The organism is Williamsia sp. 1135, assembly GCF_002095395.1.
Classification (GTDB): Bacteria; Actinomycetota; Actinomycetes; order Mycobacteriales; family Mycobacteriaceae; genus Williamsia.
On the sequence record NZ_MJEI01000069.1, the window covers coordinates 22,859 to 35,769 of the forward strand.

The 12,911-nt window shown below is 64.2% G+C and carries 10 protein-coding genes and 1 tRNA gene; 9 read left to right on the top strand and 2 right to left on the bottom strand.

Annotated features, from left to right (window positions below; all coding sequences use genetic code 11):
* Positions 1–10 precede the first annotated feature (10 nt).
* The 5 genes from BFL43_RS05315 (at position 11) to clpX (ending at position 4,462) form a co-directional block, all read left to right on the top strand.
* Positions 11–84, top strand: a tRNA-Pro gene (locus BFL43_RS05315).
* A gap of 40 nt (positions 85–124) precedes the next feature.
* Positions 125–1,498 carry a trigger factor gene (gene tig, locus BFL43_RS05320; RefSeq protein WP_084891472.1) on the top strand — a complete coding sequence of 458 codons (1,374 nt, stop codon included), beginning with the start codon at positions 125–127 and terminating at the stop codon, positions 1,496–1,498.
* 161 nt (positions 1,499–1,659) lie between these two features.
* On the top strand, positions 1,660–2,268 hold the full coding sequence (locus BFL43_RS05325) for an ATP-dependent Clp protease proteolytic subunit (RefSeq protein WP_084891517.1): 609 nt from the start codon (positions 1,660–1,662) through the stop codon (positions 2,266–2,268).
* A 73-nt stretch (positions 2,269–2,341) separates the two neighbouring features.
* Positions 2,342–2,974, top strand: a complete 633-nt coding sequence (locus BFL43_RS05330) for an ATP-dependent Clp protease proteolytic subunit (protein ID WP_094647676.1) — start codon at positions 2,342–2,344, stop codon at positions 2,972–2,974.
* A 210-nt stretch (positions 2,975–3,184) separates the two neighbouring features.
* Complete coding sequence (gene clpX / locus BFL43_RS05335; RefSeq protein WP_084891474.1) at positions 3,185–4,462, top strand: ATP-dependent Clp protease ATP-binding subunit ClpX; 1,278 nt, start codon at positions 3,185–3,187, stop codon at positions 4,460–4,462.
* 48 nt (positions 4,463–4,510) lie between these two features.
* On the opposite strand, the gene fdhD is transcribed toward clpX, so the two are convergent.
* Complete coding sequence (gene fdhD, locus BFL43_RS05340) at positions 4,511–5,332, bottom strand: formate dehydrogenase accessory sulfurtransferase FdhD (RefSeq protein WP_084891476.1); 822 nt, start codon at positions 5,330–5,332, stop codon at positions 4,511–4,513.
* Complete coding sequence (locus tag BFL43_RS05345; RefSeq protein WP_084891519.1) at positions 5,332–7,629, bottom strand: FdhF/YdeP family oxidoreductase; 2,298 nt, start codon at positions 7,627–7,629, stop codon at positions 5,332–5,334. Before BFL43_RS05345 ends, fdhD begins: the two co-directional genes overlap by 1 nt.
* Before the next feature lie 69 nt (positions 7,630–7,698).
* Between BFL43_RS05345 and BFL43_RS05350 the strand changes: the two genes are divergently transcribed.
* The 4 genes from BFL43_RS05350 to BFL43_RS05365 are packed head-to-tail and all read left to right on the top strand — an operon-like array spanning position 7,699 to position 12,863.
* Complete coding sequence (locus tag BFL43_RS05350; RefSeq protein ID WP_084891478.1) at positions 7,699–8,304, top strand: molybdenum cofactor guanylyltransferase; 606 nt, start codon at positions 7,699–7,701, stop codon at positions 8,302–8,304.
* Positions 8,305–8,359: 55 nt separating this feature from the next.
* Positions 8,360–11,035, top strand: a complete 2,676-nt coding sequence (locus tag BFL43_RS05355) for a valine--tRNA ligase (RefSeq protein ID WP_084891480.1) — start codon at positions 8,360–8,362, stop codon at positions 11,033–11,035.
* Complete coding sequence (locus BFL43_RS05360; RefSeq protein ID WP_143695110.1) at positions 11,032–12,450, top strand: folylpolyglutamate synthase/dihydrofolate synthase family protein; 1,419 nt, start codon at positions 11,032–11,034, stop codon at positions 12,448–12,450. Before BFL43_RS05355 ends, BFL43_RS05360 begins: the two co-directional genes overlap by 4 nt.
* Positions 12,447–12,863 (top strand): DUF4233 domain-containing protein, encoded by a 417-nt coding sequence (locus tag BFL43_RS05365; protein WP_084891484.1) that lies wholly within the window; start codon positions 12,447–12,449, stop codon positions 12,861–12,863. The genes BFL43_RS05360 and BFL43_RS05365 overlap by 4 nt, the downstream gene beginning before the upstream one ends.
* The last annotated feature ends 48 nt before the right edge of the window (positions 12,864–12,911 follow it).

Consider the following 12,911-nt stretch of genomic DNA (forward strand, 5'->3'; position numbering starts at 1 on the left):
ACGACCTACACGGGATGTGGCGCAGCTTGGTAGCGCATCCGCTTTGGGAGCGGAGGGTCGCAGGTTCGAATCCTGTCATCCCGACTCACGAGAACAGCAATAAAGCAGCAATAAAGGGAGTCAAGTGAAGAGCACCGTCGAGCAGATCAGCCCGACGCGGGTCAAACTCAACGTCGAGGTTCCGTTCGAGGAACTGGAGCCGGAATTCGCCCGCACGTACAAGACGCTGGCCCGCGACATCCGGATCCCCGGTTTCCGCCCCGGCAAGGCCCCGGCCAAGCTCATCGAGGCCCGTGTCGGCCGCGACGCAGTGCTGGCGCAGGTCGTCAACGAAGCGCTTCCCGCGAAATACAGCGAGGCCGTCGACGTGACCGACATCAAGGCGATCGGTCAGCCCGAGATCGACCTCGCCGAGCTCGAGTACGGCAAGAGCATCACCTTCACCGCCGAGGTCGACGTCCGTCCCGACATCGAGCTGCCGGACTACTCGACCCTCGAGATCGAGGTCGAACCCTTGGCCGTCGCCGACGAGGCCGTCGACGAGCAACTGCAGGCGCTGCGTGCCCGCTTCGGCACCCTCACCGGAGTCGATCGTCCGGTGGCCGATGGCGACTTCGTCTCCATCGACCTGTCGGCCACCATCGACGGCAAAGAGGTCGAGGAAGCCGCCACCAGCGGACTGTCCCATGAGGTCGGTTCCGGTGAACTCATCGACGGACTGGACGAGGCCCTGATCGGACTGAAGTCCGGCGAGGAAAAGACCTTCACCAGCACGCTGGTCGCCGGCGACCACAGCGGTGACCAGGCCGACGTCACGGTCAAGGTTCTCTCTGTCAAAGAGCGTGAGCTGCCCGAGGTAGACGATGAGTTCGCCCAGCTGGCAAGCGAGTTCGACACTGTCGACGAGCTGAAGGCCGACCTGAGCGAGCGCGTTGCCCGGTCGAAGCGGATGGAACAGGCCAACGCCATCAGTGAAGGTCTCGTCGCCAAGCTGCTCGAGACCGTCGAGGTGCCCTTGCCCGAGGCGATCGTCACCGCCGAGGTCGACAGCCAGATCCACCAGGTCGTCCACAGCCTCGGCCATGACGACGCGGCATTCGAGAGCCTGCTCGAGGCCCAGGGCACGACTCGCGAGAAGTTCGAGGCCGATGCCCGCGAGGTCGCCGAGAAGTCCGTGCGGACCCAGCTGCTGCTCGACGCGATCGCCGATCAGCAGGAGACCGAGGTCGGCCAGGACGAGCTCATGCAGCAGATCATGTTCCAGGCCCAGCGCTACGGTATGCAGCCGGCAGAGTTCGCTCAGCAGCTGCAGCAGGCCAACCAGGTCGGCGCCGTGTACGCCGAGGTGCGCAGGAGCAAGGCGCTGTCGCAGATCGTCCCCGACGTGACGGTCAAGGACACCGCGGGCGAAACCGTCGACACGACGGAGTTCTACCCGCGTCCAGAGGCCGCCGAAGACGCCGGCGATGCCGACGAGTCGGCAGACGACAAGTCCTAGCAGGCAAAACGCCAGCACAATTTCTGCTGTCAGCGAATAGGGGCGACGCCGAGCCATCGGCGTCGCCCCTATTCGTTAGTGTCGGAGAGAGCAATCAAATGACTGTGAGTCCGTTGAACGAAAACCCCGGATCGATTTCCGGGACGTCGAAGGTAGGTACCGTGACTGAGCCGAAGATCCACACCCCCGCGCTCTCCGGAGCAACCGCGAGTTCGGGTGTGGCCGGACTGAATTTGACCGACTCGGTGTTCGAGCGTTTGCTCCGTGAGCGAATCATCTTCCTGGGCACCCAGGTGGACGACGAGATCGCCAACCGTTTGTGCGCGCAGATCCTGCTGCTCTCGGCCGAGGATCCGACCAAGGACATCAACCTCTACATCAACTCGCCCGGCGGTTCGGTGACCGCCGGCATGGCGATCTTCGACACGATGCAGCTCGCACCGTGCGACGTCGCCACCTATGCGATGGGCATGGCCGCCTCGATGGGCCAGTTCCTGCTCGCAGCGGGCACCAAGGGCAAGCGCCACGCCCTTCCGCATGCGCGGATCATGATGCACCAGCCGTCGGCGGGTATCGGCGGAACCGCTGCCGACATCGCCATCCAGGCAGAGCAGTTCGCGCAGACGAAGAAAGAGATGAACCGGCTCAACGCCGAGTTCTCGGGTCAGACGCTGGAACAGATCGAATTGGACGCCGATCGCGACAAGTGGTTCACCGCCGAGCAGGCCAAGGAATACGGCCTCGTCGATCACGTGATCACGCGCGCCTGATCAATTCCATGGTCGAGCTCCGCTCCGCTTCGTCTCCGGCCCGTCGCAACCTCATCGGAAAGTAATGAGAACCATGAACAACCTTTCGCCCCAAGCGCGTTACATCCTGCCGTCCTTCATCGAGCACACGCCCAACGGCGCACGTGAGTACAACCCATACGCCAAGCTCTTCGAAGAGCGAATCGTCTTCCTGGGCACCCCGATCGACGAGACCGTCGCGAACGACATCATGGCGCAGCTCCTGGTGCTCGAGTCGCAGGATCCTGACCGCGACATCATCATGTACGTGAACTCACCCGGTGGCAGTGTGCCGGCGATGCTGGCCATCTACGACACGATGCAGTACGTGCACTGCGACATCGCCACGGTCTGCCTCGGTGAGGCGGCCTCTGCCGCCGCGATCGTGCTGGCCGGTGGAACCCCGGGTAAGCGGGCGGCTCTGCCGAACGCCACCATCCTCATCCATCAGCCCCGCACCGGCGGCGCCTACCAGGGTCAGGTCTCCGACCTCGAGATCCAGGCCGCCGAGATCGAACGTATCCGCCGGAAGCTCGACGACATCCTGGCCGGCCACACCGGCCAGCCGGCCGACAAGATTCGCAAGGACACCGACCGCGACAACATCTTGACGGCCGAACAGGCCAAGGAATACGGGATCATCGACGAGGTCTTCGAGTACCGCAAGAAGTCCGGACGCAAGAAGTAGATCGATGGGTTGCCCTTTGCGTGGTGCGCAAAGGGCGGCCCGCGGGTCGTGAGCTTTGAAAGAGGCCCGCGACATTTGGCTTTATCGGTCGAAGTTCGGGTCACCTACGGGTACGGTCGTGGTTACCGAACTCCGGGTGAGCTGGGCGGACCGCGCGAATTTTCTAGAATTTTCTGGGCAGCAGGGTAAGGGAAGTAGGTACAGCGACAGATGGCACGTATCGGAGATGGTGGCGATCTGCTGAAGTGTTCTTTCTGCGGAAAGAGTCAGAAGCAGGTGAAGAAGCTGATCGCTGGTCCCGGTGTGTACATCTGCGATGAATGCATCGACCTGTGCAACGAGATCATCGAGGAAGAGCTCGCCGAGACCAGCGACGTCAAACTCGATGAGCTCCCGAAGCCGATGGAGATCCGGGATTTCCTCGAGAACTATGTGATCGGGCAGGACACGGCCAAGCGGACCCTCGCTGTCGCGGTATACAACCACTACAAGCGGATCCAGGCGGGCGATCGCAAGGATTCCCGTGGGGTGGAGCCGGTGGAATTGGCGAAGTCGAACATCCTGATGCTCGGCCCGACAGGCTGCGGCAAGACGTATCTCGCCCAGACCCTTGCAAAGATGCTGAACGTTCCGTTCGCCATCGCCGACGCGACAGCGCTGACCGAGGCCGGATACGTCGGTGAGGACGTCGAGAACATCCTGCTGAAGCTGATCCAGGCCGCGGACTACGACGTCAAGCGCGCCGAGACCGGCATCATCTACATCGACGAGGTCGACAAGATCGCCCGCAAGAGCGAGAACCCGTCGATCACGCGCGACGTGTCGGGCGAAGGTGTTCAGCAGGCCCTGCTCAAGATCCTCGAGGGTACGCAGGCTTCCGTGCCCCCGCAGGGCGGACGCAAGCATCCACACCAAGAGTTCATCCAGATCGACACCACCAACGTCCTCTTCATCGTCGCCGGTGCCTTCGCTGGGCTCGACAAGATCGTGTCCGATCGAATCGGCAAGCGCGGCATCGGTTTCGGAACAGAGGTGGCCAAGAATGACGACGACAGTGCGGATCACTTCGCCGAGGTCATGCCCGAGGATCTGATCAAGTTCGGCCTGATTCCCGAGTTCATCGGACGTCTGCCGGTCATCGCTTCGGTGACAAACCTGGACAAAGAATCTCTTGTCAACATCCTGTCGCAGCCGAAGAACGCGTTGGTCAAGCAATACGCGCGGTTGTTCGACATGGACGGTGTGGAGCTCGAGTTCACCGAAGATGCGCTCGAGGCCATCGCCGATCAGGCCATCCACCGGGGCACCGGTGCTCGTGGACTTCGCGCGATCATGGAAGAGGTCTTGCTGCCGGTGATGTATGACATCCCGAGCCGCGACGATGTAGCGAAGGTCGTCGTCACCGGAGAAACGGTGCGCGACAACGTCCTTCCGACCATCGTGCCTCGCAAGCCGCGTCGCGACGAACGGCGCGACAAGAGCGCCTGAGCTGATTCTCGAAACGACGCCGGTGGGAGCGATCCCACCGGCGTTCTTTCATTCCCGGACCCGGTGACCGCCCGAGTAGACGTTCATCGACTCGCCGCGCAGAAAACCGATGATCGTCAGATCCGTCTCGTTTCCGAGGTCTACGGCAAGCGATGATGGGGCAGAGACGGCAGCCAGGATCGGAATGCCGGCCATCACAGCCTTCTGTGCCAGTTCGAACGATGCGCGACTCGACACCATCAGGATGGTCTCGCGCAGTGGTAGCAGTCGCTGCTGTACCGCCCAGCCGATCACTTTGTCGACGGCGTTGTGCCGTCCCACGTCCTCGCGTGCCACGAGCAGGGTTCCGTCGGTGCGGAACAGTGCGGCGCCGTGGACACCACCTGTGAGGTCAAAAGTCTTCTGGGCGTCACGGAGTTGCTCAGGCAGGCTGGTGAGCGTCCCCACCTCGACGGTGCACGGGTCGTCGGCCGGGCGATGATCAGACTTGAGTCGCACCGCGTCGAGTGAGGCTTTGCCGCAGACCCCGCACGACGAGGTCGCGTAGAAGTTCCGGGACGCGGTCTCCGGAATCACGTGCTGCTCACGCATCGCCACGTCGAGGACGTTGTAGGTGTTGCGGCCCTGGTCGTCGACGCCGTCGCAGTAACGAATCACGCTGATGTCGTCGGCGCCGGAGATGATGCCTTCGGTCAGCAGGAAGCCGTGGGTGAGGTCGATGTCGGACCCAGGGGTGCGCATCGTCACAGCCAGGGCTTCGCCGGCGATTCTGATCTCGAGCGGTTCCTCGACGGCAAGGGTGTCGGCGCGGGAATCCGTGCTCCCCGGCCGGATCCGGCGTACCCGTGTCCGACTGCTGACCCTGCCCATCAGGAGGCCTCGATGCGGACGGTGATCGCCTTGGAGACGGGTGTATTCGATTTGGCCGCAACGTGTTCAAGGGGAACGAGTGGGTTGGTTTCGGGGTAGTACGCTGCAGCGTTGCCGCGCGGGGTCGGATACGCGACGACCCGGAACGCGTGGACCCGACGCTCTTCCAGGCCCCCCGGCCCATCGAACTCGGAGATCAGATCGACGGTCTGTCCGTCGGCCAGGCCGAGAGCGGTGATGTCCTCGGGATTGAGCAACACGATGTTGCGATCGCCCTTGATCCCGCGATACCGATCGTCGTGACCGTAGATCGTGGTGTTGTACTGGTCATGACTGCGCATGGTCTGCAGGATGACGCGCCCGGAGGGAACACGCAGCCACTGAAGCGGATTCGTCGCGAAGTTGGCTTTTCCGGTCTTGGTGGGAAAGGTTCGCGTGTCCCGCGGCGGGTGCGGCAACACAAAGCCGTCGGGGTGGCGCACCTTGGTGTTGAAGTCCTCGAATCCTGGTATGACCCGGGAGATGTGGTCGCGAATAACGTTGTAGTCGGCCGGGAAACGCCCCCAGGGCACCGCGTGATCCGTTCCGAGTGTGGCCTCTGCGAGCCCGCTGATGATGGCGACCTCGCTCCGCAGTTCGGCACCCGAGGGCGGAAGCGAGCCTCTGGACAGGTGGACCACCGACATCGAGTCCTCGACGGTGACCTCCTGCTTGCGGCCTTCGCAGATGTCCCGATCGGTGCGGCCCAGCGTGGGAAGGATCAGACCGACTGAACCCGGACGTAAGTGTGAGGCATTGAGTTTCGTGCTCACCTGCACCGTGAGGCGGCAGGTTCCCATGGCGGCGGCAGTGGCGTGGGTGTCAGGGGAGGCGGAGACGAAATTTCCACCCATCGCGATGAACACCTTGATGTCACCCGCGGCCATGGCACGGATCGTGTCCACGGTGTCGAAGCCGTGCTTGCGCGGCACCTCGATGCCGAACTCGCGGTCGAGGGCGTCGAGGAAGTAGTCGGGCATCTTCTCCCAGACCCCCATGGTCCTGTCGCCCTGAACATTCGAGTGACCGCGGACCGGACACACTCCGGCACCAGGTTTGCCGATCATGCCGCGCAGCAGCAACACGTTGGTGAGTTCTTCGATGGTCGCGACCCCGTGCGCCTGCTGCGTCAGACCCATGGCCCAGCAGATGATCGTGCGGTGCGAGCTGATCAGTTTGTCGGCGGTGTCCCGCAGTTGCGCTTCTGTCAGACCGGTGGCTTCCGCGATCTCTGCGAGGTCGACGGTGGCGACCTCGGCCAGGTAGTCCTCGACCCCGAGACAGTGCTCTTGGAGAAATGAGTGATCGAAAATGGTTCCGGGGCTTGCTTTTTCGGCATCCACGAGTAGTTTTGCCAGACCCCGGAACAGGGCCATGTCCCCACCGATCCGGATCTGCAGGAACTCGTCGGCCAGCGACGTGCCTCTACCGATGACACCGCCGACCTTCTGTGGATCCTTGAAGCGCAGTAGTCCGGCCTCGGGAAGGGGATTGACCGCAACGATGGTGGCGCCCCGTCCCTTCGCCTTCTCGAGCGTCGAGAGCATCCGGGGATGATTGGTGCCCGGATTCTGTCCCGCGATGATGATCAGATCGGCGTTCTCGAGATCAGGTACGGACACCGACCCCTTACCGATTCCGATGCTCTCGATCAGGGCGCTGCCCGAAGACTCGTGGCACATGTTCGAGCAGTCGGGGAGGTTGTTCGTACCGAAGGATCGTGCGAAGAGCTGGTAGAGAAACGCCGCCTCGTTGCTCGTCCGACCGGAGGTGTAGAACGCTGCCTGATCGGGGTGCTCCAGCCCGGTCAGTTCGTCGGCGATGAGGGTGAATGCCTGGTCCCACCGGATCGGCCGGTAGTGGTCGTCACCCTCGGTGAGCACCATCGGATGGGTGATCCGGCCCTGCTGGGACAGCCAGTACTCTGATTTTCCGCGAAGGTCGGAAACGCTGTGTGCAGCAAAGAAGTCGGGTCCGACGGTGCGCGTGGTCGCTTCCTCGGCGACAGCCTTCGCACCGTTCTCGCAGAACTCCGCGTGCTTGCGGTGGCCAGGGGTCTCGGGCCATGCGCAACCGGGGCAGTCGAAGCCGTCACGCTGATTGAGCGCGGTGAGGGTGCGCGCCGTGCGGGTCGTGCCCATCTGTTTCACCGAACGCGCGAGCGCAACAGCCACCGCCGGTACCCCCGCCGCCCAGACCTTGGGCGGATGTTGGTCGACGTCGTGCGACTTCGGTTCGGGTACGGATTCGACGTTCATGGCATCCATCATCACCCTCTGCATCCGTTTTCGCCCACAGCGCTCTCGCGCTCGCGTTAACTGTGTCCTATGGATGTTGCACAGATTGGCGCAGTGGTTTTGGCCGGCGGCGCGTCGAAGCGAATGGGTAGCGACAAGGCGGCGCTGGAATGGAACGGGGAATCGATGCTCGGTCGCATCACCCGGATCGTCGCCGAACGGTGCGATCCGGTGCTGGTTGTCGCTCGCGAAGGATCACCGGCCTACCGCGGTCTGAGCGAGGGGCAGTCGGGGACCGGACAGATCAACTGGGTCACCGACGAGAAGCCCGGAGCAGGTCCCCTCGGTGGCCTCGTCACGGGGCTGGTCGCCGCAGCGGCTGCAGGACGGGAGGTGGTGTTCGTGTGCGCCACCGACATGCCCCTGGTGAGCGCGGAGATGGTGGATGAGTTGCTTCGCGGACTCTCGGAGTCGGATGACGCCGCGATCGCCGTGGACTCCCAGCGGGCGCACCCGCTGGCGGGCGTCTACCGCACCAGGGCGGCGGGGACTCTTGCCGATCTCGTCGCTTCCGGTGAACGCCGCATGCTCGCGGCGGTCGACGCGTTGCGGACCAACCGCGTCACGCTGACCGATTCCACCTGGTTGACCAACGTCAACGCGCCGGAAGACCTGCATCGCCTCCGGGTGCCCTGAGCCGCACACCACCTGCGGCTTCGTCGCCTCCGAGGCGACTGCCTAGAATTGGCCGGTGACCGAATCGTCCCCGCACGCCGAAACCAGTTCCGCCACCCTGCCCAAGACCTGGGACCCCGGGGTACACGAGGCGGAGCTGTACCGGACCTGGGTAGATGCCGGGTACTTCACGGCGGATGCGGCGAGTGACAAGCCGCCGTTCTCGATCGTGCTACCGCCCCCCAACGTGACGGGCTCGTTGCACATGGGGCATGCGCTCGACCACGTCTTGATGGACGCCATGTGCAGGCAGCGCCGGATGCGTGGCTTCGAGGTCCTGTGGCTGCCAGGCATGGACCACGCAGGGATCGCGACCCAGTCACTCGTGGAGCGGCAACTGGCCACCGAGGGCATCAACCGTGGTGACATCGGCCGCGACGACTTCATCGATCGCGTCTGGAAGTGGAAGGCCGAATCGGGCGGCACCATCGGCGCGCAGATGCGCAGCCTCGGCGACAGTGTGGACTGGTCTCGCGAACGCTTCACGATGGACGACGGGCTCTCTCGCGCGGTGCAGACCGTGTTCAAGCGGATGTTCGACGACGGTCTGATCTATCGGGCCGAGCGGCTGGTCAACTGGTCGCCGGTCCTGCAGACCGCGATCAGTGACATCGAGGTGAAGTATTCCGACGTCGAAGGCGAGCTGGTCAGCTTCCGGTACGGCTCTCTCGACGACGCGCTGCCGCACATCGTGGTCGCGACGACCCGCCTCGAGACGATGCTCGGTGACACCGCGATCGCGGTGCACCCCGACGACGAGCGCTACCGGCACCTGGTGGGCACAGAGCTGGACCACCCTTTCGTCGATCGCCGGATCCCGGTGGTCGCAGACGACTATGTCGACCCGGAGTTCGGTACCGGCGCAGTGAAGATCACCCCGGCGCACGACCCCAACGACTTTGCCCTCGGGTCCCGGCACAACCTGCCGATGCCGACGATGATGGACGAGACCGCGCACGTCACCGGTACCGGAACCCAGTTCGACGGCCTCGATCGCTACGAGGCCCGCGCGAAGATCCGGGAAGTGCTCGCCGAGCAGGGCCGCATCGTCAAAGAGGTGCGACCGTATGTGCACAGCGTGGGGCACTCGGAGCGCAGCGGCGAACCGATCGAGCCGCGCCTGAGCATGCAGTGGTGGGTTCGCGTGGAAACACTCGCGAAGGCGTCGGGTGACGCGGTGCGCTCGGGTGAGACCGTGATCCATCCCGCCTCGCTCGAACCACGGTGGTTCGGCTGGGTCGACGACATGCATGACTGGTGCATTTCGCGTCAGTTGTGGTGGGGCCACCGGATCCCCGTCTGGTACGGACCGGACGGCGACATGGTCTGCGTGGGTCCGGGAGAGCAGGCCCCTGCGGGTTACGTGCAGGACAACGACGTCCTCGACACCTGGTTCTCGTCGGGACTGTGGCCGTTCTCGACGATGGGCTGGCCGGAGGTCGGCGACGATCTCAAGAAGTTCTATCCGACGTCGGTACTGGTCACCGGTTACGACATCATCTTCTTCTGGGTCGCCAGGATGATGATGTTCGGCACATACGTGGGGAAGTCGCTGGGCGAGCAGACCGGCACCGACACACCCGTGCCGTTCCGGAACGTGTTCTTGCACGGTCTGGTGCGCGATGAGCACGGCAGCAAGATGTCGAAGTCCAAGGGCAACGGCATCGACCCCCTGGATTGGGTGAACCGGTACGGCGCGGACGCCCTCCGATTCACCCTGGCCCGTGGCGCGAATCCGGGCGGCGATCTGTCCGTGGGAGAGGGCCACGCACAGTCGTCGCGCAATTTTGCCACCAAGTTGTTCAACGCCACCAAGTTCGCGCTGATGAACGGTGCGGCCGTGGGGGAGTTGCCCCCGCGCGATCAGCTGACGGACACCGACCGCTGGATCCTCGATCGGCTGGAGCAGGTCCGCGCCGACGTCGACGCGGGTTTCGAGGCCTATGAGTTCTCCAAGGCGTGTGAGGCGCTGTTCCACTTCGCCTGGGATGAGTTCTGTGACTGGTACCTCGAGTTGGCCAAGGTGCAATTCGCGCGAGGTGACGAAGCGTGTACGGCGGCAACGAAACTCGTGCTCGGAAACGTCCTCGACTCCATGATGCGGATGCTGCACCCATTCATGCCGTTTGTCACCGAGGTGCTCTGGAAGACCCTCACCGGTGGCGAGTCGGTGGTGATCGCCGACTGGCCGGTGGCATCGGGCGAGGGCGTGGACCTGACCGCCCGGCACCGGGTGGAGGACACGCAGCGGCTGATCACCGAGATCCGCCGGTTCCGTAGCGATCAAGGTGTCAAGGACTCGCAGCGCGTGGCCGTCCAACTGGAAGGGCTCGCCGAGGCGGGTCTGACCGCCCAGCGCGATTACCTCGATTCGTTGGCGCGGCTCGACCCCGCCGACGCGGAGTTCTCGGCCACCGCGACGATCGAGGTCCGGTTGCGGGACACGACGGTGATCGTGCGCATCGACACGTCCGGGACCATCGATGTCGAGGCGGAGAGGCGGCGGCTGACCAAGGATCTGGCCACGAACGAGAAGGAACTCGCCGGGACCACGGCCAAACTGGGTAACGAGCAGTTCCTCTCCAAGGCGCCGGATGCCGTGGTCGACAAGATTCGCGGACGTCAACAGGTGGCGCGTGACGAGGTGGCCCGAATCACTGCCGCGCTGGCGGCGCTGGAAGGCCAATCGTGACCCAGCCGGAGCCGACGCAGCCGACCGCCGATGATATCGCTGAGTTGGGCGAGGTCGAGGCCTCCCTCGACACCCGTTGGCCCGAGACCAAGATCGATCCGTCCCTTGCGCGCATCTCGGCGCTGATGGACCTGCTGGGTTCCCCCCAACGTGGGTATCCGGCGATCCACGTGGCAGGAACCAACGGCAAGACGTCGGTGACAAGGATGATCGACTCCCTGCTCACCGCCTTCCACCGGCGGACGGGCCGGATCACGAGCCCCCATCTGCAACTCGCGACCGAACGCATCTCCATCGACGGGGTGCCCATCACGCCTCGGACCTACGTGGACACCTACCGCGAACTCGAGCCGTACATCGACATGATCGACGATCGCTCTCTGGCCGCCGATGGACCCCGGATGAGTAAGTTCGAGGTACTGACGGCGATGGCGTACACCGCGTTTGCCGAGGCGCCGGTCGAGGTGGCCGTCGTCGAGACGGGTATGGGCGGGCGCTGGGACGCCACCAACGTCATCGACGCCACGGTCGCGGTGATCACCCCGATCGCACTCGATCACGCCGACTATCTCGGCGACACGCTCACCGAGATCGCGGGGGAGAAGGCCGGGATCATCAAGAAGGCACCGGACTCGCTGGTACCGACTGATCCTGTGACGATCCTCGCGGTGCAGGAAAAAGAAGTCGCCGATGTGCTCTTGCGCGCCGCTGTCGAAGCCGACACGTTCGTCGCACGCGAGGGTTCCGAGTTCGCGGTGCTCGAACGTCGGGTGGCCGTCGGAGGACAGCTGCTGACGTTGCAGGGACTCGGCGGCGAATACCCCGAGATCTTCCTGCCGCTGCACGGCGCACATCAGGCATCCAACGCAGCGTTGGCTCTCGCAGCTGTCGAGGCGTTCTTCGGCGCCGGCGCCGATCGCCAGCTTGATTCGGAGTTGGTCCGCGCAGGCTTCGCCGCGGCGACCAGTCCGGGCCGACTCGAGCGGGTCCGTTCGGCGCCAACGGTTTTCCTGGACGCCGCTCACAACCCGCACGGCGCGGCGGCGTTGGCCTCGGCGTTGGAGGACGAGTTCGATTTCCGGCGCCTGATCGGGGTGGTCAGCGTGCTCGCAGACAAAGACGCCGCCGGCTTGCTGGCCGCGTTCGAGCCAGTGTTCGACGTCATCGTGTTGACACACAACGGATCCCCGCGCGCGATGGACCCCGAGGTCTTGGCGGAGGTGGCCACTGCGATCTTCGGCGAGGACAGGGTGAAGGTTCACGGATTCCTGCCCGACGCCGTCGAGGCCGCAATCGAGCTCGCCGAGGAGAATCTCGACGATTCCGAGGGGATGTCCGGAACGGGCGTGGTGATCACCGGCTCGGTCGTCACCGCGGGTGCGGCACGCACGCTGTTTGGAAAGGACCCGGCATGAGCGACGAATCCTCCGAGGTGCCAGCCAGGTTCACGCCGCCCACCGTCGATCCGTGGCGGGGTCTGCGCGGGGTGATGGCAGGGACGCTGATCCTCGAAGCGATCGTGGTGTTGCTGGCATTCCCCATCGTCGTGCGGGTCGGCGGCGGTCTCACCGTCATCTCAGGGATCTACCTCGGGGTGCTCACGTTGGCAATGATCCTGGGTTCGGGGCTGCAGGGTAGGTCCTGGGCACTGCCGTATGACCTTGTGCTGCAAGTCATCACAATCGCTGGATGGATCGTTCACTGGTCCATCGGCGTCGTCGGGATCGTCTTCATGATCGTGTGGCTCTACATCGCCTACATCAAACGCGATGTCCGGCTGCGCATGGAACGCGGATTGCTGAACGGGCAGGAACGCATCGTCGACTGACCCGGCCGGCTGTGTGGGCCGGTCGGGAGGACTCGCCTGGCGATGTTG

What these genes read in the sequence shown, in the direction of transcription:
- BFL43_RS05330 (WP_094647676.1), top strand. Translation starts at nt 2,342, where the DNA reads ATGAACAACCTTTCGCCCCAAGCGCGTTACATCCTGCCGTCCTTCATC.
- clpX (WP_084891474.1), top strand. Translation starts at nt 3,185, where the DNA reads ATGGCACGTATCGGAGATGGTGGCGATCTGCTGAAGTGTTCTTTCTGC.
- fdhD (WP_084891476.1), bottom strand. Translation starts at nt 5,332, where the DNA reads ATGGGCAGGGTCAGCAGTCGGACACGGGTACGCCGGATCCGGCCGGGG.
- BFL43_RS05345 (WP_084891519.1), bottom strand. Translation starts at nt 7,629, where the DNA reads ATGAACGTCGAATCCGTACCCGAACCGAAGTCGCACGACGTCGACCAA.
- BFL43_RS05350 (WP_084891478.1), top strand. Translation starts at nt 7,699, where the DNA reads ATGGATGTTGCACAGATTGGCGCAGTGGTTTTGGCCGGCGGCGCGTCG.
- BFL43_RS05365 (WP_084891484.1), top strand. Translation starts at nt 12,447, where the DNA reads ATGAGCGACGAATCCTCCGAGGTGCCAGCCAGGTTCACGCCGCCCACC.